General features: G+C 48.2%; 19 protein-coding genes, 1 pseudogene and 1 other annotated feature. Of the genes and pseudogenes, 16 read left to right on the forward strand and 4 right to left on the reverse strand.

Features of this window, described 5'->3' with window-relative positions:
• Nucleotides 1-34 precede the first annotated feature (34 nt).
• From MKX98_RS14195 to aac(2')-IIb, 10 genes are all read left to right on the forward strand, one after another.
• Nucleotides 35-397, forward strand: coding sequence for a hypothetical protein (locus tag MKX98_RS14195; RefSeq protein ID WP_339223616.1), 363 nt, complete (start codon nt 35-37; stop codon nt 395-397).
• A gap of 124 nt (nt 398-521) precedes the next feature.
• Nucleotides 522-1,859, forward strand: coding sequence for an AraC family transcriptional regulator (locus tag MKX98_RS14200; RefSeq protein ID WP_339223617.1), 1,338 nt, complete (start codon nt 522-524; stop codon nt 1,857-1,859).
• 21 nt (nt 1,860-1,880) lie between these two features.
• Complete coding sequence (locus tag MKX98_RS14205; protein ID WP_194542343.1) at nt 1,881-2,381, forward strand: VOC family protein; 501 nt, start codon at nt 1,881-1,883, stop codon at nt 2,379-2,381.
• Between the two features lie 436 nt (nt 2,382-2,817).
• On the forward strand, nt 2,818-4,050 hold the full coding sequence (locus tag MKX98_RS14210; protein ID WP_220685530.1) for an RICIN domain-containing protein: 1,233 nt from the start codon (nt 2,818-2,820) through the stop codon (nt 4,048-4,050).
• A 130-nt stretch (nt 4,051-4,180) separates the two neighbouring features.
• The gene (locus MKX98_RS14215; protein WP_339223620.1) at nt 4,181-5,779 is read left to right on the forward strand and encodes an amidohydrolase; all 1,599 of its coding nucleotides are present in this window, start codon (nt 4,181-4,183) and stop codon (nt 5,777-5,779) included.
• Nucleotides 5,780-6,104: 325 nt separating this feature from the next.
• A complete protein-coding gene (locus MKX98_RS14220; RefSeq protein ID WP_339223622.1) occupies nt 6,105-6,755 on the forward strand; it encodes a phosphatase PAP2 family protein in 651 nt (216 codons plus the stop codon).
• 125 nt (nt 6,756-6,880) lie between these two features.
• The gene (locus MKX98_RS14225) at nt 6,881-7,948 is read left to right on the forward strand and encodes a hypothetical protein (RefSeq protein ID WP_339223623.1); all 1,068 of its coding nucleotides are present in this window, start codon (nt 6,881-6,883) and stop codon (nt 7,946-7,948) included.
• A 112-nt stretch (nt 7,949-8,060) separates the two neighbouring features.
• Nucleotides 8,061-8,325: a binding site (T-box leader), on the forward strand.
• Between the two features lie 198 nt (nt 8,326-8,523).
• The gene (asd, locus tag MKX98_RS14230; RefSeq protein ID WP_339223625.1) at nt 8,524-9,609 is read left to right on the forward strand and encodes an aspartate-semialdehyde dehydrogenase; all 1,086 of its coding nucleotides are present in this window, start codon (nt 8,524-8,526) and stop codon (nt 9,607-9,609) included.
• A gap of 230 nt (nt 9,610-9,839) precedes the next feature.
• On the forward strand, nt 9,840-11,216 hold the full coding sequence (nhaC, locus tag MKX98_RS14235) for a Na+/H+ antiporter NhaC (protein WP_339223627.1): 1,377 nt from the start codon (nt 9,840-9,842) through the stop codon (nt 11,214-11,216).
• A 174-nt stretch (nt 11,217-11,390) separates the two neighbouring features.
• Nucleotides 11,391-12,113 carry a kasugamycin N-acetyltransferase AAC(2')-IIb gene (gene aac(2')-IIb, locus MKX98_RS14240; RefSeq protein ID WP_339223629.1) on the forward strand — a complete coding sequence of 241 codons (723 nt, stop codon included), beginning with the start codon at nt 11,391-11,393 and terminating at the stop codon, nt 12,111-12,113.
• A gap of 100 nt (nt 12,114-12,213) precedes the next feature.
• On the opposite strand, the gene MKX98_RS14245 is transcribed toward aac(2')-IIb, so the two are convergent.
• The gene (locus tag MKX98_RS14245; protein ID WP_100539335.1) at nt 12,214-12,423 is read right to left on the reverse strand and encodes a hypothetical protein; all 210 of its coding nucleotides are present in this window, start codon (nt 12,421-12,423) and stop codon (nt 12,214-12,216) included.
• A gap of 82 nt (nt 12,424-12,505) precedes the next feature.
• Nucleotides 12,506-13,378, reverse strand: a complete 873-nt coding sequence (locus MKX98_RS14250; protein ID WP_339223633.1) for a protein kinase — start codon at nt 13,376-13,378, stop codon at nt 12,506-12,508.
• Between the two features lie 292 nt (nt 13,379-13,670).
• Here MKX98_RS14250 and MKX98_RS14255 point away from each other — a divergent pair, with 292 nt between their 5' ends.
• Complete coding sequence (locus tag MKX98_RS14255) at nt 13,671-15,755, forward strand: DUF5054 domain-containing protein (RefSeq protein WP_339223635.1); 2,085 nt, start codon at nt 13,671-13,673, stop codon at nt 15,753-15,755.
• 81 nt (nt 15,756-15,836) lie between these two features.
• On the opposite strand, the gene MKX98_RS14260 is transcribed toward MKX98_RS14255, so the two are convergent.
• Both MKX98_RS14260 and MKX98_RS14265 read right to left on the reverse strand, forming a co-directional pair.
• On the reverse strand, nt 15,837-17,300 hold the full coding sequence (locus tag MKX98_RS14260) for a 4-hydroxyphenylacetate 3-hydroxylase N-terminal domain-containing protein (RefSeq protein ID WP_339223637.1): 1,464 nt from the start codon (nt 17,298-17,300) through the stop codon (nt 15,837-15,839).
• Nucleotides 17,301-17,496: 196 nt separating this feature from the next.
• On the reverse strand, nt 17,497-18,282 hold the full coding sequence (locus MKX98_RS14265) for a M15 family metallopeptidase (RefSeq protein WP_220685521.1): 786 nt from the start codon (nt 18,280-18,282) through the stop codon (nt 17,497-17,499).
• Between the two features lie 175 nt (nt 18,283-18,457).
• Between MKX98_RS14265 and MKX98_RS14270 the strand changes: the two genes are divergently transcribed.
• The 5 genes and pseudogenes from MKX98_RS14270 (at nt 18,458) to MKX98_RS14290 (ending at nt 22,285) form a co-directional block, all read left to right on the forward strand.
• Nucleotides 18,458-19,021 carry an SMI1/KNR4 family protein gene (locus MKX98_RS14270; protein WP_339223640.1) on the forward strand — a complete coding sequence of 188 codons (564 nt, stop codon included), beginning with the start codon at nt 18,458-18,460 and terminating at the stop codon, nt 19,019-19,021.
• Nucleotides 19,022-19,055: 34 nt separating this feature from the next.
• Nucleotides 19,056-20,030 (forward strand): aminoglycoside phosphotransferase family protein, encoded by a 975-nt coding sequence (locus MKX98_RS14275; RefSeq protein WP_339223642.1) that lies wholly within the window; start codon nt 19,056-19,058, stop codon nt 20,028-20,030.
• A 122-nt stretch (nt 20,031-20,152) separates the two neighbouring features.
• Complete coding sequence (locus tag MKX98_RS14280; protein WP_339223644.1) at nt 20,153-20,749, forward strand: hypothetical protein; 597 nt, start codon at nt 20,153-20,155, stop codon at nt 20,747-20,749.
• Between the two features lie 18 nt (nt 20,750-20,767).
• Nucleotides 20,768-20,893 (forward strand): annotated as a pseudogene (locus MKX98_RS14285) (SAM-dependent methyltransferase); the annotation flags it as partial.
• 171 nt (nt 20,894-21,064) lie between these two features.
• Nucleotides 21,065-22,285 carry an amidohydrolase gene (locus tag MKX98_RS14290; RefSeq protein WP_339223646.1) on the forward strand — a complete coding sequence of 407 codons (1,221 nt, stop codon included), beginning with the start codon at nt 21,065-21,067 and terminating at the stop codon, nt 22,283-22,285.
• Nucleotides 22,286-22,291 lie beyond the last annotated feature (6 nt).

Genomic DNA, 22,291 nt, shown 5'->3' on the forward strand with positions numbered 1-22,291 from the left:
TCATGAGAAAAATATCCCGAGAGGAAGTGTTGGCGTGAATGCCAGCACTTTTTTAGGTTATGGCATTGGTTTAAGCCATGCTTGCTGCATGCGTGTTACAAGGATGATATTGTGCAAAAGCAGCAATTCAGAAGAAACACAGCGTATTCCCTATAGATACAATAAGCCCTATGATACGCTTTTAGCCAGCGACCTGCCGCCGATTGAAAGAACGCCCCGTCTGAGCACGCCGGTTAGTATCGTGGTTGGCGAACAAAGTCCTGAATCCATGCTGGAGGTTGGGAAGCAGCTAAGCCGAGCTATTCCAAACGCCAAAAACACGATTCTAGAGGGCCAAGATCATATGCCGGATCCGGAATGGTTGCTGCCATTACTCTCAAGCTTTCTTTACAAGTAGTTAAAGTGGAGAAGAATAAAAGCGAGATTGTTTTTTTGATAAAAAAGTACAGTTCTTGCTGCAAGGAATTTGGTATGATGACCTCATAGCCAATCCAACTTGATAGGGGGCAACAGGACTTGAAATGCAGAGCGGTGAAATCGTTCAACGCGCCATTGATTATATCGAGGATCATCTGACGGAATCACTGACACTTGAGGGGATTGCCGACGTGGCGGCCATGTCGCTGCCCAATTTATACCGTTTGTTTCATAGCCTGACGGGACACCCCATTAAAGAATACATACGTAAACGCAGAATCAACGAAGCCGCCAACTGCTTGCGAAATAGCGACTTGCCGACCATCGATATCGGGTACCGCTGCGGATTTGAGTCGTATCCGACATTCATTAAAACCTTCAAGAGACTCACGGGACAGACTCCAGGACAATATCGAAGATCTCAGGTGGTTTACAGCTTCGAACGGATGAATCTGAAAGAGCATGTAAGCTATTTGGAAGAACGGGCCTTATCAGAACGATTTCCTGAAGTAAGGGTCATCCGTCTGAATCCTCAGCAAGGGATCGGCCATCTCTTCGTTTCCGAGTATGAGGAGGGTATAGAGACCGCTGCGATCGATCATTTTCGCGAACGGTTGTCATCACACCGTATCGATCTCAATGGGCTGAGGCTCTTCGGTTGGAACGTGGACATGGAAGGTGAAACCAAGCCCTTCGGTTATCAACTGCTGGCTGTAGGCACGATGGAGCAAGCCGAGATGATGAAGCATTCGGAACTTTATTCCCTGACGCTTGCGGGTGGATTGTATGCAGTGGCCCGAACGCCGTCGGTAGCGGAAGACAGTATTCAAAACACCTGGAACCGTTTGTTCTCCGAGTGGCTGCCCCGCAGTGTGTTTGAGCAAGGAAAGCATGAGTTCATTGAAGAATATGCGCTGAACCGGGATCAAATTGTTCGGATGAAGCTTTATCTTCCGGTGGAACGAAGCAAGCTGGTGAAACCTATTGAAATCGTGCAGTTGTCTTCGCTTAAGGTGATGCGCTTTCGAAGGACGGGTATAGATTGCGTCAAACAAGCGGATGAAGCTTCCATTGCCTGGTTATGCCGTAATGGATTGATGGAAGATTCGCGAATCCGCATATTCATGCACTGTGACGGTGGACTGCTGGATGAAGGCTCTGTTTATGAGGTTTATATAGCTCCTCCTGAGGATTTTCTTCCTTCCTGTGAAGAAGCAGATCTACAAGTTGAGCTGGAAGGCGGAATGTATGCTTGTCTGGAGTCAGGTGCCGCTGGCACGATGACAGGTGTACTTGAAAGAGTGGATCGATGGCTCGATATGTCAACCGAGTATAGGCCGGATCCAGGACGCTTTTGGTATGCGAGTTATTTGCCTAAAGAAGAGGCGGATCTCGGGATGATCAGAGTGAAGTGTTATGTTCCTGTTCAAATCATGTCATGAGCATAAGAATGGAGGGAGTTCATGGGCCGATTGCCTATCGAAAGAGTGCAGCCGGAGGGGTATCGTCCGTTTACGACACCACGCGTGTTAAAAATGATACATGGAGGCAAAAATATGAGCGAAGTGCGTGATAATCTCAACTATGCAGAGGTAAGTCCGATTAAGAACAAAGTGGGCAGCATATTCATCCCGGTTCGGGATATCGAAAGGTCGCGCAGCTGGTACTGCCGTGTACTCGGAATAGCGGAAGATGATTGCCAGGTGATGAATGGTCATTTATGCCCTTTGCCCATGGAAGGAACGGGCGTGATTCTGGATACCATGCCGAAGTGGGGAGGAGATCAGCCGGGGGGAGCCCCATCTATCGATACTCCTGCGTTCATGCTGCTGACAGAAGATCTGGAAGGATCGTTAGCTTACATGAAAAAGCTCGGAGTAGAGCTCGTGACGGAAATTGAACATCATCATTGGTTCGTCATAAAGGATCCCGATGGAAACAAACTTATGATATGTCGTGAATAAGTAACCCGATTTTGAAACCATACATAAGATTGCGATTTACGTAAAAAGGGTACGTCGAGATTGGGAATGTTCCATTCACTGAAAAAAACATTGGTGGTAGTAAAAGGTAGATATTGAAGGGACTCTAGGCCGGGGCTTGCACCGGCTTTTTTGATAGGATAGGAACTATGGAATACTGATATAAATGTAAAAAAATATAAATTGAGGTTGATAGTGGTATATAACGAACCTATAATGGAAATGTAAGCGCATTATTTTACGTAATGTCCTCGAACAACAAGTGGATTTACCATCATAGATTGGTTGCATGGCAAATCATAGAGAACGAGAAAGAGAGGTGACACGAAGCTTAGTAGACGGTTCGCTAGAAGAACAGCTATGAGGTGCACAGGTATCCATGAAGCCTTTAATTCGATCATAATTAGGAGGGAACATGATGCTAAGAAAAGGAATAAGTGTCGTTATACTGTTCAGTCTTCTGGTCGTTCTAATGCCTGTCAACAAAGTCAATGCCGCACCGAACTGGAATTTGGTATGGAGTGACGAGTTCAATGGGACCTCGCTCAACAGAGCCAATTGGACACCGGAAATCGGTACCGGCAGCGGCGGATGGGGAAACAATGAGCTGCAGTATTATACCGACCGGGCACAGAATGTTCAGGTAACTGGCGGTAACCTTGTTATTACAGCGCAGAAGGAATCCTACGGCGGGATGAATTACACTTCTGCCCGGATCAAAACCCAGGATTTGAAGAGCTTTACTTACGGGAAAGTAGAGGCGCGGATCAAGCTGCCATCGGGTCAAGGTCTATGGCCGGCGTTCTGGATGCTGGGAAGCAATATCAGTTCGGTCGGCTGGCCGAAAAGCGGAGAAATTGACATTATGGAACGGGTAAACCATAATCCTTACGTGAATGGTACCGTACACTGGGATGCAGGAGGGCATGCCGAATATGGACGAGTATCCGGCAATTTGGATTTCTCCCAGTTCCATGTCTACAGCATAGAGTGGGATTCCAAATATATTCGTTGGTTTGTAGACGGTCAGCAGTTCAATGAATTCTATATTGAGAATGGAACCGGCAATACCGAGGAATTCCAGCGCCCGTTCTTTCTATTATTGAATTTGGCAGTCGGCGGAAATTGGCCTGGAAGTCCGAACAATTCCACGCCGTTCCCATCGCAGATGCTGGTGGATTATGTACGCGTGTATCAAGACAGTGGTGCATCGAACGTGATCAGTGATGGGATTTACACGATCGCTTCCAAGGCGAGCGGCAAAGTGATGGATGTTGTGGATGTCTCCATGGCAAGGGGAGCCAAGATTCAGCAGTGGACCAACTACGTTGCCAATAATCAAAGATTCAGGGTAGAAAGCACCGGAGACGGGTACTACAAGCTCACAGCCGTGCACAGCGGAAAGGTTCTTGATGTGCCGAATTCGTCCACAGCCACCGGCGTTCAGCTGCAGCAATGGGACGATAATGGATCGAATGCGCAGCGATGGAGAATCGTTGATGTTGGCGGAGGCTATTACAAACTTGTGTCCAAAGTAAGCGGACTGGCAGTCGATGTAGCCAGTGCGTCCACAGCAGATGGGGCGGTTGTCCAGCAGTGGACGGATAATGGTACGGATGCGCAGAAATGGATGTTCACCAAAATTAACTAAACTTGGACAAGCAGCTCCGTAAGGGGCTGCTTGTTTGGTTATGAAGAAGGTTGGCTTATTCCTGTTCCGGCTGACGAGTTGCATGCCCGTTTGGTATAATGGATGGAAAAATCCGGAGGAATCAGGAAACATGCAACCAGTTCTTTTTACGAACGGAAATCTCTTTTTACCCCATAGCGCTTCAACAGCGGATTCGATATTTGTGGAAGACGGAATCATTCGTGCTATTGGAAGCGCAGCCGACCTGCGACTTCAGCTGGCGGATCGGAAGTATCAAACGGTGGATTGGGATGGCGCCTTCGTTTTACCTGGCCTGGTCGATGCACATATGCATCTCGGTATGCATGGACTGAAGCTTGGCATGCTTGACTTCACTGAGGCGACCTCTAAGGAAGAGATGCTGGCTATGCTTAGGGAAAGGGTCGCGGTTACGCAGCCTGGCGAGTGGATCATGGGGTTGAACTGGAATGAACATAACTTTCCAGACCGTCAGATTCCGAGCATGCAGGAACTCGACGACATGACAACGGAACATCCAGTCTATCTAACCAGGACCTGCTTCCATGCTTACCTGGGTAATTCGGAAGCCTTCCGAAGAGCGGGTGTTACATCAGACACGCCAGATCCGGAGTCCGGCGCTTTCGGCCGGGATGCCGATGGCCGGTTAAACGGCCGCATTTACGAGAATGCATCGATACCTTTTGCCATGGTGCAGCCGGAGCCTGATCCCGCCAGCCTGAAATTAGCGATGCTGGAGGCGTGCCGTGATGCGCTGCGTTTAGGCCTTACGGCAGCTCATACGGAGGATCTCCGCTTGCTTGGAAGTGTGGAAGCAATGCAGCGGATTCATAGAGAGCTAAGAGAGGAGGGACTGCACTTTCGTACCCATCAGCTGATGTTTCATGGTTATCTTGATGAAATGAAAGAGCTGGGCCTTAAGCCGGGCAGCGGCAACGATTGGAACCGTATTGGGGCCGTCAAATTATTCGCGGACGGGGCGGTTGGCGGAAGAACGGCGCTGCTGAAGGATCCCTACCATGATGCGCCTCATACTAGGGGGCTGGCTATGCATACTCTAGAGGAGCTAAGGGAAATCGTTGGCAGAGCGCGTCATCTGGGCTTTCCCGTTGCTTTTCATGCGATTGGGGACGGCGCGGCAGCGTTGATGACGGATGTGCTTGAACTTTATCCATTAAGTCGGGATTCGAAACTTCCGGACCGATTTATCCATGCCCAAATTGTACACCCGGATACGGTGAAGCGAATGAGTAAGCTGAATCTGGCCGTTGACCTGCAGCCCCGGTTTGTAGCCAGCGATTTCCCTTGGGTGTTAGAGCGTGTGGGCCCTGATCGGACAAGCTATTTGTATGCGTGGAAGAAGTGGCTGCGCTCCGGACTGCCTTGTTCCGGAGGAAGCGATGCTCCCATAGAGCCGCTAAGCCCGCTGCTCGGGATTCATGCTGCAATGACGAGACGGAAGCCGGATGAGAGACATGATGGATATATGCCGGAGGAAAAGCTGAGCTTAACGGAAGCGATTGAATTGTTTACGATCGGTGGTGCCAAGGCGGCCGGAGAATCAGGGCAGCGGGGAACGATAGCAATAGGGAAATATGCTGATTTTACCGTTGTGGATCGTTGCTTGCATGATGCTATGGATCCGGATGAACTGCTGAAGACGAAGATCAGAATGACGATTGTGAACGGGGAAATCGGTTATACGCAGTAACTTATCCAATCGAGCAGTCCAGCAAAGGACTTGCTCGATTTGTATTTATGGATGATTTTTAATGACACAGAGATGGCTTATCGACTTGAGCCTTACTTGACGACATGGTATATTGTGAAGTTGCCGGCAAAATCGTCGTACAGCATGAGGGGATGATCTTAAGCAAAACGTTAGTGGAGATTAGAGAACATGTGGGTTATCCGGATAAACATTCAAACCATGGGATATAACGGCTACATCGTTGGTTAGTGTGAAAAACAGGCGCAATTGCGTCGTTGTTTCATATATTTAAAGAGACTGAAGAGTCGAAGAAGGGAGGAAGCCAATGAACTTAAAATGGAAGACATATCTCCCGCTGTTATGGATCCTGGCCATTCCTGTGCTTAACATTTTTTATGGGATATTGAACCATGCACATACGCCGGTAAAAAGCTTAATGACGGATCTTGACTCTGCAATTCCGTTTGTACCGATATTCATTATACCGTATCTGGTATGGTACCCTTTTATCATTATTATGCTGTTTCTGTTCTGTTCCAGAGACCGAAATGTATATTATCGAACACTATTGACCCAGTGTATTGGACTCATCGCGTGTTACATTATCTTTTTCTTGTTCCAGACGACGGTAGAGCGGCCGCCGCTTGTAGGCACAGGGATTCTTGACCGGATGGTAAATCTGGTGTACAGCACCGACAATCCGTACAACTGTTTCCCAAGCATTCATGTTCTGACCAGCTACTTGATGATAAAAGGGGCAGCAGCTAGTGCAGGCTTTACGAATAAAGATCGGGTGGCGGTGCATATCTTTGCTTGGTCGATCATTGTGTCCACGCTATTCGTGAAACAGCATGTCCTGCTGGACGTGGCGGGTGCCATCGCACTAGTTGAGATTCTGTGGTTTGGGGTAGGAAAATTATCTTTAGGGTTCCGTTCTAAAAACCGGGGAGTTATCGTCCGCGGGGAGAATATGTAGGAGCAATAAAAGTCCGGATAGACCGATTGCCGTTTAAATTGCAAGCATTGTGTACGAAATCGAACGATAAAAGCCGAGTTTATAGGAAAAAATGTCATCATCATGTTACAGGAGAAGCCATAAGAATGATTCGGAACACCGAAAAGCTCATCAGAGATTTCAAGAACAATCCCAGGATGGAAGGAACGATTCTGGCATCATACTGCCGGATCACTTCCCTGTATGGTGACCGGAATGACGCAGCCGCCTTATTCCGACTGTTTGCGGAGGAGCCTTCCGATTACAAGCGTTCCCTGCTGCTTGATCCGATTATGAGATGCGGAGATCAGGAGCTGGCTGAGGATATAGCGCGTGTTTGTTTTGATGGGAAGAAACTTAAGGAGAACATGCCTGGCGAGATTTTGCATGTGCTCGGGTACTTGGACTATGACCGCATGATGGATTATATGGTGGCGTGCATAACCGCAATTGATTGGTATTTATCGAAAGCTGCCTGTATCGGCTTGATGCATCTCCCTTGCGAGCGTTATTGCGAGATATTCGCTGATGAGCTGGAGCGGGTTTACGGACAACCGCTTTTTCCCGAATTTCTCCCGGCGCTATGTTTCAAATTCACCGATGCCCGGATGGTTCCCCGGCTTATGGAGTGGGGGGAGCAGGCCTCTACGGATTGCAATGCGGGATTGATCCTGGGCATCTCTGCATTTGGCCGATCGCAACAGGCGAAGGTCCGACGTATTTTGATGGAACCGAAATGGGAGATGGATGCAACCGGAACCGGAAGTCACTGGTGGGGCTACATGTCCATGCAAATGTCCGAAGTGACGTTCAGTCAGCTTATTTCGGATATGAAGGATAGGATGCCGCTGGATTTACATAAAGGTGAGACGTTAGAGGTAGAGGCGTTAATTGTTCACAGCCTGCAGGTGCTGCATGATTTGATGGAAGTGAAGCTGAGTGATGATCTTCATCCCCTCCGTTTTGCTGCGACGAATAATGAGCGGTTCTCCGATCTCTACGCGCAGTTGTTTCAATGGAGCAACGAGTATGAAGATGATTCCATGATAGGCCGGATCCAACATGTTTTGGGATACGATCACCCGATGGTGAATCAATACATAGTATTAAGAACGAGGATGGAAATGGCGATCCGCCGGGAAATGGAACTGGAGGCACTGCGACTTCAGCCATAAAATGGTTCCGACAGGTGTGCATCGATGGAACAGCTCATGAAATCAGCCGAGTTTTCCGAAAATTTAATAAATAAGGTTTACCGCCGAAATGGTTTTATATATAATAATCATAACAAATGCGATGAAGAGACGAGTAAATAAACGAATTCTTGTACAGAGAGCTCCGGCAGCTGAAAAGGGGCAAAGCGTTCTTTATTGAAAAAAGACTCAGAGCAGCACATGGAACCCTCATTGAGAGGCGGATGGTGTGCCAGGAGCTCCTGTTATAGAGCTAGAGTATCTGCATTACCGTGTAATGCCGTACTCGATGAGGCGAATATGGTGACATATTGGCAAATTTGGGGTGGTACCGCGAGTATAACAATCTCGTCCCTAAGACTTATGGTCTTGGGGGTGGGATTTTTTTGTTATATCAAAAGAAATATGATGGTTCAAGGTAGGGTACCTACACGAATCACGCCGGATTGAATAGTTATCTAGAAGAAGCTCATTTACTGCATGCTTTTGTCCGTACGGTAGATCAAAGTCGATGTATGGGAAACATGACGCCACTATTGAAAGGATATGAGTAACGAATGTCTGAAAAACTTAAAGTCGGTATTGTCGGTGGAACGGGTATGGTCGGTCAACGTTTTATGCAACTGCTGGATGGGCATCCATGGTTCGAAGTCACTTCCATTTCTGCCAGCAAAAACTCAGCCGGCAAAACGTATGAAGAGTCGGTTCAGGGCCGCTGGAAGCTTGCCACGCCAATTCCCGAGCGGGTGAAAGGCATCATTGTGCAGGATGCTTCACAAGTGGAACAGGTAGCGGAAGAGGTTGATTTTGTATTTTGCGCGGTTGATATGAAGAAGAATGAGATACAGGCATTGGAAGAAGCTTATGCCAAAACGGGGACGCCCGTCATTTCCAACAATTCCGCCCATCGCTGGACGCCTGACGTTCCAATGGTCATTCCGGAAATAAATCCGGGTCATATTGACGTGATTGCCGCGCAGCGCAAACGTCTGGGAACGACAACCGGTTTCATTGCCGTGAAGCCGAATTGCTCCATTCAGAGTTATGTACCGGCGCTTCACGCTTTGCTTGATTACAAACCCACCCAGGTTGTTGCCTCCACCTATCAGGCGATTTCCGGTGCCGGTAAGAACTTCACCGATTGGCCGGATATGCTGGACAATGTGATACCGTATATCGGCGGGGAGGAAGAGAAGAGCGAGCAGGAGCCGCTGCGCATTTGGGGCAGCGTCGTGAACGGTGAGATCGTGAAAGCCCAATCGCCATTGATTACGACGCAATGCATTCGCGTACCCGTAACCGATGGTCACTTAGCTACCGTATTTGCATCGTTCGAGAACAAGCCTTCGAAGGATGAAATTCTGGACCGCTGGCAGCAGTTTAAGGGAAGACCGCAAGAGCTGAATCTTCCAAGTGCGCCGAAGCAGTTCATTACGTATTTCGAGGAAGAGAATCGCCCGCAGACGAAACTGGACCGTGACATCGAGCGCGGCATGGGTGTATCGGTGGGCAGATTGCGTGAGGATTCCCTCTACGATTACAAATTCGTAGGACTCTCGCATAATACGCTGCGCGGCGCGGCTGGCGGAGCTGTTCTGATCGCTGAACTGCTGAAAGCCGAAGGTTACATTCAAGCGAAATAATAACTATACTCATTAAGAAAAAGGCGACTGCTTGATGCAGTCGCCTTTTTGTGGTCATTGTTCATGGTTCGTACATTGACGAAGTTCGTGTTTATCGTATATAGTGTAATTCGCGCTTCAATGCAAAAAAGCAAAGAAGCCGAAAAGCATAAAAGCAAAAAAGTTCATCTATATAGTCAAGTGGACGGGAAGAAGCCCTGTCATGACCAAGTTTAAGGAGTCTTAGCACCATGGAACGACATCTCAGTTTCTCAAAAAGCATCATTCTTATTGTGTTTATACTGGCAGTACTGTTTGTCTCTATCTTTCTTCTTAAGGCAGAGCCGCATATACCGCTTCTGGCAACAACCGTGGGTATCGCCTCCTTGCTGCGGTTGTTCGGGTTTTCCTGGAAGCATCTGGAATCCGCAATCATTCAAGGCATTCAAACGGCGATTATGCCGATTCTCATCCTTTCGCTCATCGGCATTCTGATTGCGGTATGGATGATGAGCGGCACCGTCCCGACCATTTTATACTATGGAATGGATTATATTGAACCGCATTATTTTGCCGTGAGTGCGTTATACGTGACCATCGTGGTGTCGATGTTTACCGGGAGCTCTTTCACGACGGTCAGTACGGTTGGCGTTGCCTTCATGGGGATTGCTGTAACGACCGGGATTTCTCCGGCACTGGCAGCAGGAGCGGTGATCTGCGGAGCTTGCTTTGGGGATAAAATGTCGCCGCTGTCCGACACAACGAACTTTGCTCCGGCGGTCGCCGGCATATCCTTGTTCACCCACATTGGCAACATGATGTACACTACGGTGCCGGCCCTGATCGTGACAACGATCTTTTTCCTGCTGGCACCAACGGCGAATAGCCTGGATTTAACATCGATAATTCAAATCAAGGCTGCGCTGAATGACGGATTCCATATTCATTGGCTAACGTTGCTATCGCCGATTGCGGTCATTGCCTGTTCCGTCAAGCGGATTCCGATCCTCCCTACGATCATTGTCGGCATTGTTACCGGACTCATCGTAACGGCCTTCGTTCAACAGCAGACGGCAGTCGATGTCTGGTTCAGCGTCATGCAGAGCGGTTACAAGAGCACGATCGCCAACGAGACCGTTGCTTCCATTGTCAACCGCGGCGGATTGCAATCGATGATGGGGTCCGTATCGCTGATATTGATTGCGTTATCCTTGGGAGGGCTGCTTCAGCATTGCGGCGTCATTGAAGCCTTCTTCCGCAAAGTCATGCAGCCGCTGAAGCGGAAGAGCAGTATCGTTCTGATGACCGGGGCGTCTGCGATTGCGGTCAATGGCATGACAGGTGAGCAGTATTTATCGATCCTTTTGCCTGGTCAAATGTTCAAGGAGGAATATGTCCGCCGAGATCTTCCGGCGAAGACGTTGTCCCGTACATTGGAGGATTGCGGTACGCTTGTTAACCCGCTGATTCCATGGGGGGTAAGCGGTGCCTTCTTCGCTGCTACGCTTGGAATTCCGGTCATTGAATATGCGCCGTATGCAACTTTCTTGTGGTTAAGCCCGCTCTTTACATTTGCCTATGCCTTGATACCGCGATTACAGCGGAACTCGCTGGGCAGGAAGAACTAAGGATAACCGAATAAACATGGATCCTCTGTTTGACCTTGCCTTCCGGATAGGGGAGACAGGGTCTTTTTGATTAAAGCGATTTAGACCCAGCCTGTTCTTCGATACAACTGATATGATGGAAAGTGATGTGCAGCCAACAATCGCGGATTCATTCTTACGGGAGAGGATATTAGCATGAACCATAGGAAAGATAACGAGCTAACCGCTGCGGCGCTGATGGAATTGCATGTTCAGGCGATGTTTACGCATGACCGGGATATGCGAATTCGCATCATCAACGAGCCTTGGCCGGGAGAGGAGCTTGCCCCGAGGTTTTTCATGGGTCGAACGATAGACGGCTCTTCGATCTGCAGGTTTCGTCATGATGTTCCCGCAGGAATTGCCGGGCAATTGAGGGCTTTGGTTGAAGATGAGCCGATCGTAACTGAAGAGGTTCAGACGAGGCCTAAACATTTTGCAGCTTATATGAACCTCCTTCGCACTGAGCACTATTCGAGCGGACCTTGTTATTGGATACCTGATCAAACAACGCAGGCCAAACAGACGGTAAGGATCACCCCGGGAAATATTCGCGAATATTCGCTCGCCGGTTTTGAATGGCTGATCACGGAAATCGATTATGACCAGCCTTGTGTTGCGCTCATTCATGAGAATAGGGTGGTATCGGTTTGCCGCAGCGTTCGGATTACAGAACGAGCTCACGAAGCTGGGCTTGAAACGTTAGAGGAATGTCGTGGAAGAGGTTATGCGGCTGCTGTTGTTGCCGGATGGGCCATAGAGGTGCAAAAGATGGGCGCGCTGGCGTTGTACAGTACTTTATGGGAAAATAGCTCTTCCCGGAGAGTGGCAAATAAATCAGGGTTGTCCTATTACGGGGTTAACTTCACGATCATATGACATGCTGGGCAGCGTAGACTCCTTACTGTATGAAGCCATAAAGAAATCCCTCAATAAAGTTGAGGGATGAAGTGAAGTACTCCATGATGATGTGAAATGATTAGCTCGAGCTGCCTCTTCTGTTCTTATAATAGCCATGACCTTGGTTGCCATGCCTGTGTTTGTAATCGGATGAGGAACCTTTACGACGCGAATAGCCATGGCTGCTGCTGTATTTTCTTCCATAATTCTTCGCGGAACTGCTGTAACGCTTACGGCCATGACTATGGGATGTAGAGTGGAGAAGCTTATTCATGATCTTTCTTAACATGCGAAAACATCCTCCTTTCTTGTTCGTCATCATTCCATATAATTTAATCGGATCGTAACATAAATGAAACCCCATAATCAAATTAAAGGCTGCCCTTCTTATCAGAGGGGTAGTCTCTTGCATTAGCGAGCGACTGCAGCTCGTGCATGAACTGCAAAGAACTTGAGTAAGGTTCACTCAATTGCATCAAGCGTCTAATCATGTTCTGCAGTTCAATCGAGAGATGAAGTTCTTCCTGCCAGCTTCGCTCCACGGTTGCACCCCGGTTGTTGTGATCCGGTTCGTAGGTGGAATAGAGCATGAACAGCATAAAGTGACCGATGTCGCGGAGATCCTCGCTTTCCTTCGAGTCCTTATATTGAACAGAGGACGCCGAGCTGTCTGCCTTGAACTTTTTCCGTACAGGTGCTTGGAGCGGAGGGGGCTCACCAATCCTTCTCGCGAGTCCGAAATCAATAAGTTGGATCCTGCCATCCTTAAACAGTACGTTCGGAATCCGCAGATCAAGATGAACATAGCCTTGGTCGTGTATGTATCGGACCAGCTTCAGAAGCTGCAGCGTGATCTCGATGCATTCGACTTCTCCGTATTTCATGTCTTGTTCGAATATTAAATCTTCAAGCGTATCACCGTTCATATAAGACATGACCAGATAAGTATGGCGGTTGTCTGTGAAAAAATCCCGATATGCCGGAATTTGCGGATGTTGGAGAGAACGTAATATCGCTGCCTCACGGTTCAGCAATTCTTTGGCGTAATCGCCTTTGCTGGGTCTCGACTGTTTAACAGCCACCACGTTTCCGCTCTGTTGATCCCTGCATTTATAGATGATGCCGTAACTTCCTTCCCCAATCCTCTGTTGAACAGTGTAACGATTCCCCAGTACCGTATTTTGTTCAGCCGGGTAATCCCGCCAAGCGTTTATAAAGGAGCTTAAGTATGAGAATAAGCGCATATCGATTCCAATCTCTCCCTTGGGTCCGTTTGATCTTCCGGAGCAAGTGCTATTCCTATTTATCGTACATGATAAGTTTAACTAAAGATAGTTCAGCTAACTGCCGGGGCTCAGTCGAGATTCATTCGATTGGAGGTTTTTTGTATGTCTGGTCTCCAATCTGATTTATGATCAGGTGTCCTTATTTTGCAAAAGCATGACCCTTTCATGCAAAGACTTGTTCGTTGCACTCTTGTAAAATTGGGCTCAAAGTTCGTGGTTAGCCATTTATGGTGGAAAGGGGCAGTGAAGCATGACAGCATCAATCAAAAGAGTTCATGTCGTATTTAAGACCCATTTGGACATCGGGTTTACCGATTTGGGAAAGAACGTAATCGAGCGGTATATGGAGCATTTCATCCCCCAGGCCTTGGAGCTGTCCGAACAGTTGGCTAACGAAGAGGGGAACGCAAAATTCATATGGACGACCGGCTCGTGGTTAATCCATGAATATCTGCAAACGTCTTCTCCTGAGATGCGGGCTCGCATGGAAAAAGCCATAGAGGAGGGGCGCATTGCTTGGCACGGGCTGCCGTTTACAACGCATACGGAAATCATGGATGCCCGGTTATTCGAATTCGGAATGTCCATTTCGGACGACTTGGATCGAAAGTACGGAAAGTCCACGATCGCCGCTAAAATGACGGATGTTCCGGGCCATACGCTTGCCATGGTCCCACTGCTGGCAGAACACGGCATACAATATTTGCATTTGGGCGTTAATATGGTATCCAAGAATCCCAAGGTGCCGGAAGTATTTGTATGGCGCGCTTCCGATGGCTCGGAGATCATCGTCCATTATGCGGATAGTTACGGTAAACCGTTTCACATGGAAGGGCTGGAAGATGCCTTGTATTTTGCCCATACCCATGATAACCATGGTCCATCCACGCTAGAGGAGATCCGTGCATTGTTTGAACAGTTGGAGCGGGATTATCCCGGGGCGGAAATCATGGCCTCGACACTTGATGCATTTGCCCAGCGACTGCGTACCGTCAAAGATCGATTGCCTGTCGTGAGTGAAGAAATTGGGGATTCGTGGATCCACGGGATTGCCTCGGATCCTTGGAAAATCGCTCGCTACCGTGAATTGCTAAGGCTTCGGGATCGCTGGATCGAATCCGGTCAATTGGATAAGGACAGCCAGGCGTACGCTCGATTCTGCAACCGTCTGATGTTGATCCCCGAGCATACCTGGGGGTTGAACAATTCGGTCTATCTCGTCGATTATGTTAATTATTCCTCCTCGGATTTAGCCGCTGCAAGAGCACGGGATATCGTAGAAGACAATAAACGGAGAAAATACGATTACCTGTGCCAGCAGGCGAATGATATCAGGTCATACAGCCATTACGAGAGCTCTTGGCAGGAGCAGCGGGATTATCTTGAAGAGGCCGTTCTGTCGCTTCCGAAAGCGCTGGCAGCTGAAGCGAGAATGGAGCTGGATCGGATGAGTCAGCATGATACCGTCCAAGACTCGGAGCCGCTGCAGTACAAGCAGACGATTGAAACGAACGAGCATTACGAATTAGGGCAGTTTCAGGTAAGCTTTGCTGCCGACGGATCGATCAACCGATTGATGGATCGATCCGGGAAGGAATGGGCGAACGAGCATCAGAGACTTGGCACTTATAGGTATGAAACCTTCAGCAAAGAAAACTACGACCGTTTCTTCAAGGAATACATGACCAATCTGGATATTCATCATGGCTGGGCGGACAACGATTTCGGCAAGCCGGGCATTGAATATGTCAAACCGCGGCCGGAGCATCGGCAGTATACGGCATCCTTGCGGACCCTGCATCTGGAGAGGTTCGCCGATTATGATCTCGTAACTGCCGAACTGAAGCTGCCTGAGAATCTCGGCAAACAGTATGGAGCTCCACGCATACTGAACGCGATCTATACGTTCCATGCGAATGAGCCCGTCATTGAGGTAAGTCTAAGCTGGAGGGGCAAACCAGCATGCCGTCTTCCGGAAGCAAGCTGGTTTTCGTTTGCGCCTCTTGTGGATAATCCTAACGCCTGGAAGATGGATAAGCTCGGACAACGTATATCTCCGTTATTCGTTGTAAAGGACGGCAACCGGAACATGCATGGAATCAACACGGGCCTATATTATGAGGGGGCGGACGGAACGGCGGCCATTGAAACCTTGGACGCGCCGCTTGTTTGTCCGGGAGAACCGCGGCTGCTGCAATTTGACAATACGTATGCTTCAATGACCGGAGGATTTCATTTCAATCTGCATAACAACGTATGGGGTACGAATTTCATGATGTGGTTCGAGGATGATATGAACTTTCGGTTCAGATTGAGCCTGCACTCTCATTCGTGAGTCATCTGATCATGAAACAAACCGAAAGATGTGAGTTTATAACTCGCATCTTTTTTATTGTTGGATCATCCCCCGGTCAAGCTATGAAGAAGGTTTCTCTTGGGAAAGAAAATCGCTGATCCTGCTCCGAAGCTGCTCATGCTGTTCAAAATGGTTATACATCCGATAGGCAGCCGTCTGCGCATTTCCGAAGAAGAATCGTTCAAACTGGGTTTGGCGACCACCGAACGAGCTTGCACCAAGCTCCCATGCAAGCCTGAACAATGCGATGCGATCCCGAGCATCCGTCGTTGACCCTTTTAAATATTGATTAAGGTAGGGGCCTGACTCCGATCGAAAATCCAATTCGGAAGGGATCATAATCAGGCCGCTGGAGCCCAGCAGTTGAATCATCTCTACCATCTCGGGATAGAATTTGGGGAAGAGGATGCTGGATGCGATAAGAGGACTGGCAGCTGGTACGAGATATCCGAATTTATCATGGCTGGCGCCCTGTTCGGAGGCCAGTCTTAATGCCTTGAAGGTTTCCAAAAATGTAATCACTTTCGAAACATTCGAGACCATATGGGGCTCGAGTCCAATGTTCTGTTCATCTGCCAAGGATTCCAGCAAGCCGAGCATGAATTCGGTTTTTACGATAAAACGGACGGCCATTTGGTGGGCGATATGCGTATGAAAGTGACTCTCGCCGAATAAACGTCCGGCGTAAGTTTCGTCCCCGTAGTAAAAAATTCGATCATGAGGGACCAGCACGCGGTCGAAGATGACGAGTGTATCCATCTCTTCGTATCTGGCGCTCAGGGGATAATCATAGGAAGAAGTGGCACCGTAGCTTTCACGGCATATAAAAGTCATTCCCGGTAAATCGTTGGGAACCGCAAATGCAAACGCAGAAGGATTTACATCCTGGGACATCGTTGGCGAAGGGGTCGGGAATACCAGCATTTCTTCGCAAGTAGCCCCTTGTGTTGCCATCAAGAAGGCCCCGCTTATAATCATTCCTTCATGATTCATCTCTTCGACTTTAGCCGCGATAGCGTCTTCAGCAGCATCCTGCTGACCGGACATTTTACATGCATAGGGCTGGATGAAGGCGTGAGATAATGTAATATCGTGATCACGACAGTACTTATAATAGTTCCTGAGATTCTCCGCGTATTTCGGATGATGTTCCTCCAGAATATTGGCAGCGGTATATAAGGACATGATCGCGGTGTTCATATAGTCGGGAGCGCGCCCTAAAAAGCCGTGATGCCGCCTCGCCCATAACTCCATCATGATTCGGCGTTTCTGCAAATCCTCAGCATTCTTTGGCGGGAGAAAAGACAAGCCTACCCGTTCTCCCGTATCGGGTGAGGGGTAAGTCAATTGTTCCATATATCTTGCGTCACATTGCATATCGTATAGATCGGCCTGGGTTTGAATAAGACCTTGAAATGCAGAATGCTCGGATAAAGGTCCCTTGATAGGCTCACCTTTATACCAAATGTTGATATTCTGCCGGTCAATCCGTTCGATATACTGCTTTCCCGATTTAATAGGCACGTTGTTCACCCCATTTGTAAAAATCATAAGCTAACGAACCTGTCTACTGCTGATAATGTACGTGCTTCGTCCACGCGGAGTACATTGTCCGTCGGAACCGACGAAAAATATGCGGATGTACCTCAAGAGTTGAAATAGGGAAGTGACAAAGGCAAAAAAAAACGGACCCGTTATGGTCCGTTTCTTGATTTTTCGATTAATGGGATTGACCCATGTACTGCTCAAGCGTCAGGTTTTGCCTCGTGATTTCTCCTGCAATATAGACGCCCACGTAACGGACATGCCAGGGCTCATAAGAATAGCCGGTTAATTTCTCCTGGCCTTTTCCGTAACGAATGATAAATCCGTACTTCGGTGCATTGGCTTTCAGCCATTTGCCTTCTTTGGTATTTCCGAAGCTTTGCTCCAATGCATATCCTACGGAAGCGCTGGATATATCCATGCTCAGCCCGGTCTGATGCTCGCTTTGTCCAGGACGAGCGCTTGTTTTATTAGCGACGGCTTCGCCCTTATTACGGGCGTTGCGTTCGAATATGGCCTTCTGTGTGGCATAGGATCGGAAGCCTGACACGGCTTTGAGATCGATCCCGTCTTTCTTGGCAGCCGCAAACAATTTTTCGAGCGCAGTTGCCGCTACTCGTTTCATCTGTTTCTTAGGACTGGGTCCTGAGAAGCTGAACGGAATACGGGGTATGACCAAATCTTGAGGCACATAACTCGATGGTAGATTTCTTTGCTTGTTGACGAGTACAACGGTACTTGATAGATTGGTGACCGTATTTAAACCACGAACCGTTTTTATAGTCCGGTTAGGAGCGTTGTTTTCCAAAAACGCAGTAAATGATAAGCTGGAAGAAGCTGCAGCGGCAGCTTCCGCCTTGCCAATGCCGGTGCTGCTTAGAAAACTGGATAAGGCCAGGCTTGTGACAACGGAACCGATGATGACTGTGGGTATGATGGATTTTACGATTTTTTTGTGCATATGATGTCCCTCCTCGTTAGCTGTCTCTGAGTATATAAGAGAGTTATATCGGTAGAATCTCTGACTTGTTTCTGAATTGTAAACAAAATAGAATAGATCGAATCTAATAATAACCCAAAAATAGATTATAGTGATATGAAATCGTAACAAATTTCTATATAAGGAGACGTTTTAGATGGAAATACGCGATTATATTAAACGGGGGTTTGAGACCTATTACGCCAAATATAGTCAAGTGACGGAGGAGGGGTTCTGCAGGTGGATGCGTCCCGACGTTCCTGCAGAGATGAAAGTCGTCGATTCCGATGAGGAGTGGTCCATATGGAAATTGGTCCCTTCCGTTGTGAGTGAGGATCATATCGGGGCGATGGAAGAAGAGTATGGATTGACTTTTCCGGAGTGGTATAAAGCATTCATCTCCACTTATCATCATTACTTTGACGTCATACCTGAACAAGCAGTTGACGAGCCGCTGGATAATGTCAGGCATATGTACAATCCCTTGTTGTGCCGGCTGGGATACCTTCCTTTTACATGGGACGAAGAGTATGGAAAGATATGGTGTATCGATCTAAGAGAGGACGCAGGCGAGGGTTACGGAGCGATCTATGAGATCGAACATGAAATCTTGTTTGATCTGGATGAGGAACGAACGGATCATGCCAAGCTTAAAGAGTCGCTGATATTTTTATATCCGGATTTCAAGGCGTATTTCGACCATACGTTCCTGGAAGGTTGAAACGTTTATCTTTGTCTATAAGGAGAATCGTCACATGCGAAATGAACAGCTGCAGGAAATTTTGAATGAATACGATATCCGTGAAGCGGAGATTGCGTTTATTCGGCATAATGAAAATCGAACCTACAAGGTAAAAGGCCATGACGGAAGTACATATCTGCTGCGCATTCATCAACCGTTCAAAGACGGCATGGCAGGTCAGCAGCATACTTACGAAGGTCTAATGGGTGAGCTGCAAATGCTGGAGCACTTGTCAGACCGAAATCATCTGCTTGTCCAAAGGCCTGTGCGTAATCGGGAAGGTGAGCTGATCACGGTCATCGAACACGAGGGGAAGCGTTGGAACAGCTCCGTGCTTACCTGGCTGGAAGGAAGAGACTTGCAGAAGGATGACGTAAGCGACCCGGTATTGGTCGAGAAGCTGGGGGCTCGCATTGCAGAGCTGCACAAATTCTATAGCCAATACGAGCCGGAGGGCCTGGACAAGCGTCCGAGTCAGGGGATTGCCTACAATCAATATATGATCGAGGTTATACAGCAAGGATTAGCGAAAGATTTGTTTACTTCCACCGATGTTTCCATTATTGAAGAAACCATATCGTTGATTAACGCGCGCCTTGAGGACAATAGGAACGTTGAGGCTTGGGGGCTTATCCACGGTGATTTAAGCTTGGGGAATATCATCATGACCTCGGATGGAGAACTGTGTTTTATCGATTTTGGTTTTTTCGGACCAGGATATGATTACACGGATGTTACAATGGGTGCCATGATGGTTCCTTCAGAGCTTCGGGATATATTCCTGAAAGGGTATTATGGCTATGATCACACGGGAGAAGATAAGCTTGTTCTGTTAGAAGGTTTCATGCTGCTGGCCATTATCGGATACTATGTCTTTCAGATGGAGAATGAATCGGTGCATGCATGGATGCGTGAACGAATGCCGAAGCTGTGCGCCGATTACTGTACGCCTTATTTGTCGGGTGAACGCATATTTTATTCCGTCTAACTCGATGTCGGCTCGGACGATATCCGTGAAAGATCATTATAAGCATTCGATCCCTTGGTCAGCACGCTAATCGGGTGATACGATATGAGATATACAACTTAAGGATTAGAGGTGAACAGCGTATGGCAGAAAGCAAACTTCTGCTGCAACAAAAAGCTCTCCAGGATGAGGCTTCTGAGGTAGCAGATGAACTTCGACTTCATGAGTTATTAAGTCAAGCAGGCGAACCGGTGCGTGTCGGCAGCTCAGCCCTCGGGTTGATGGTATGGAGAGACCTGGACATGACGGTAAAATGTTCTCGGCTGAATCAACAATTAATAGCACAAATCGCATCGGAACTCATGCTGCGTGCTGGTGTGCGGGAACTGAAGTTCATCAATGATACCGGAGTTTACAATACGGATCCCGCTTATCCCGATGGATTGTACATTGGCCTAAAGTATAAGTCTCAGCAAGGGAAGGAGTGGAAGATGGACATATGGTTCGTGGATGAACCGGAGAGACAACCCGACTTGAAACATATCATAACGATGCCTGATCTGCTGACTCGGGAACGCCGGGAAGCTATTTTGAGAATCAAAAATAACTGGGCAAGCCGTGCTGAATATGGCAAAACCGTGCGAAGCTTTGATATTTATACAGCGGTCCTGGAAGAAAACGTAAGCACGCCGGAGCAGTTTCAGGCCTGGCTGAACCAAAGGTCCATGAATATAGAATAGAGCCTATGATTCTAACAGCAAATTGGAGGTCAGATCCAATCCGGATTTATGATTGCCGGGTTATACGAGGATTCCTTCGGAGGCGAGAAATTGTTGGACCGTTATGCGAACAGTTTTATTGCGACAAGAGCCATAAAGGCTTAACAGCATAGCCATTTCCAAGGCTTCATCAGAAGAGTCATCCAAGCGGGTGGCTTTTCTTTTTATGTATATGTAAAACTTAAGTAAATCCTATTTTTTAAATATTATCCATATCATTTTTCCTGTGATAGCATGATCGTATATCTGGTAAGTGGAGAGAGGAATGATAGATATATGAGTACAGCATTTTGGCTAACCAATGCCCGGTTAGAAAGCGGTTATGAAGTTCAAGATGGCGTTATTACGGGAACAAAGACGGAGATTCGCCATATATTCATAGAAGATGGGAAAATCGCGAAAATTGTAGCTTCGGACACAACGATAACAGACGAGTGGCCGCAGCACGATGTGAAGGGTTTATTGCTTCTGCCATCCTTTATCGAAAAGCACTGCCATTTGGATAAAACGCTGCTTGGTGACCGATGGCGTTCCGTTACGCCGGTTTCCAGTATTTTCGAACGTTTGGCAATCGAGAAAGCGACGCTTCCTTCGCTGGATACCTTAACGCAGGAACGTGCGGAACGGCTGCTTGATATGTACCTGGAGTCCGGGGTGACACATGTCCGAACGCATGTCGATATTTATCCGGAAGCCGGATTAGACAATTTAGAAGCGGTACAACAGGCACTACGCTCGTTTGAAGGAAAGTTATCTTATGAGATCGTAGCTTTTCCGCAGCATGGTTTGCTGCGCTCGAAATCAACGGAGTTAGTGAGACAAGCACTTCGCAGAGGAGCAAGCCTGGTCGGCGGAGTTGATCCGGCGACGGTGGATGGCGATATCGAAGCTTCCTTGCAGGAAATGGTGGAGCTCGCCGTGGAAGCCAATGCAGGCATTGATCTGCATCTGCATGATGCCCATCATCTGGGGACCTTCACCATGAAGCGGTTAGCACAGCTGACCATCGAGGCGGGTCTGCAGGGCAAGGTGGCGATCAGCCATGCCTTCGGACTGGGCGATATTCCATCATCCCAAGCACAGGAAATGGGGGACTTGCTCGCTGATGCGGGGGTCGCCGTTATTACGAGTGTGCCCATTGGCCGGAACTTTCCGCCGGTTGGTTTGCTGCACGAGCGAGGTGTAGAAGTGGCCGTCGGATGCGACAACATTTTTGATGTGTGGTCTCCCTTCGGAAATGGGGATGTGCTGGAGCGCGCCGGCCGACTGGCCGAAATATCCAGATGGGTGGATGAACGCGCTCTAGCGCAAACGCTTCAATATATTACCGGTGGCATTACACCGCTGAATCATGATGGGGAGCAGGTGTGGCCGCAGGTCGGAGACGTCGCCAGCATCGTATTGGTCGAAGCTTCTTGTTCTGCTGAAGCCGTTGCGAGAAGATCCAAACGCGTGGCGACGATGTTTCAGGGACACATCGTTTCCGGTTCGCTTTAGGCGAAT

It is taken from the genome of Paenibacillus sp. FSL W7-1332 (assembly GCF_037969785.1).
Classification (GTDB): Bacteria; Bacillota; Bacilli; order Paenibacillales; family Paenibacillaceae; genus Paenibacillus_AQ.

Coding starts and splice junctions, on each gene's coding strand:
- MKX98_RS14200 (WP_339223617.1), top strand. CDS start 522: ATGCAGAGCGGTGAAATCGTTCAACGCGCCATTGATTATATCGAGGAT.
- MKX98_RS14205 (WP_194542343.1), top strand. CDS start 1,881: ATGGGCCGATTGCCTATCGAAAGAGTGCAGCCGGAGGGGTATCGTCCG.
- MKX98_RS14210 (WP_220685530.1), top strand. CDS start 2,818: ATGCTAAGAAAAGGAATAAGTGTCGTTATACTGTTCAGTCTTCTGGTC.
- MKX98_RS14215 (WP_339223620.1), top strand. CDS start 4,181: ATGCAACCAGTTCTTTTTACGAACGGAAATCTCTTTTTACCCCATAGC.
- MKX98_RS14220 (WP_339223622.1), top strand. CDS start 6,105: ATGAACTTAAAATGGAAGACATATCTCCCGCTGTTATGGATCCTGGCC.
- MKX98_RS14225 (WP_339223623.1), top strand. CDS start 6,881: ATGATTCGGAACACCGAAAAGCTCATCAGAGATTTCAAGAACAATCCC.
- asd (WP_339223625.1), top strand. CDS start 8,524: ATGTCTGAAAAACTTAAAGTCGGTATTGTCGGTGGAACGGGTATGGTC.
- nhaC (WP_339223627.1), top strand. CDS start 9,840: ATGGAACGACATCTCAGTTTCTCAAAAAGCATCATTCTTATTGTGTTT.
- MKX98_RS14245 (WP_100539335.1), bottom strand. CDS start 12,423: ATGTTAAGAAAGATCATGAATAAGCTTCTCCACTCTACATCCCATAGT.
- MKX98_RS14250 (WP_339223633.1), bottom strand. CDS start 13,378: ATGCGCTTATTCTCATACTTAAGCTCCTTTATAAACGCTTGGCGGGAT.
- MKX98_RS14255 (WP_339223635.1), top strand. CDS start 13,671: ATGACAGCATCAATCAAAAGAGTTCATGTCGTATTTAAGACCCATTTG.
- MKX98_RS14265 (WP_220685521.1), bottom strand. CDS start 18,282: ATGCACAAAAAAATCGTAAAATCCATCATACCCACAGTCATCATCGGT.
- MKX98_RS14270 (WP_339223640.1), top strand. CDS start 18,458: ATGGAAATACGCGATTATATTAAACGGGGGTTTGAGACCTATTACGCC.
- MKX98_RS14275 (WP_339223642.1), top strand. CDS start 19,056: ATGCGAAATGAACAGCTGCAGGAAATTTTGAATGAATACGATATCCGT.
- MKX98_RS14280 (WP_339223644.1), top strand. CDS start 20,153: ATGGCAGAAAGCAAACTTCTGCTGCAACAAAAAGCTCTCCAGGATGAG.
- MKX98_RS14290 (WP_339223646.1), top strand. CDS start 21,065: ATGAGTACAGCATTTTGGCTAACCAATGCCCGGTTAGAAAGCGGTTAT.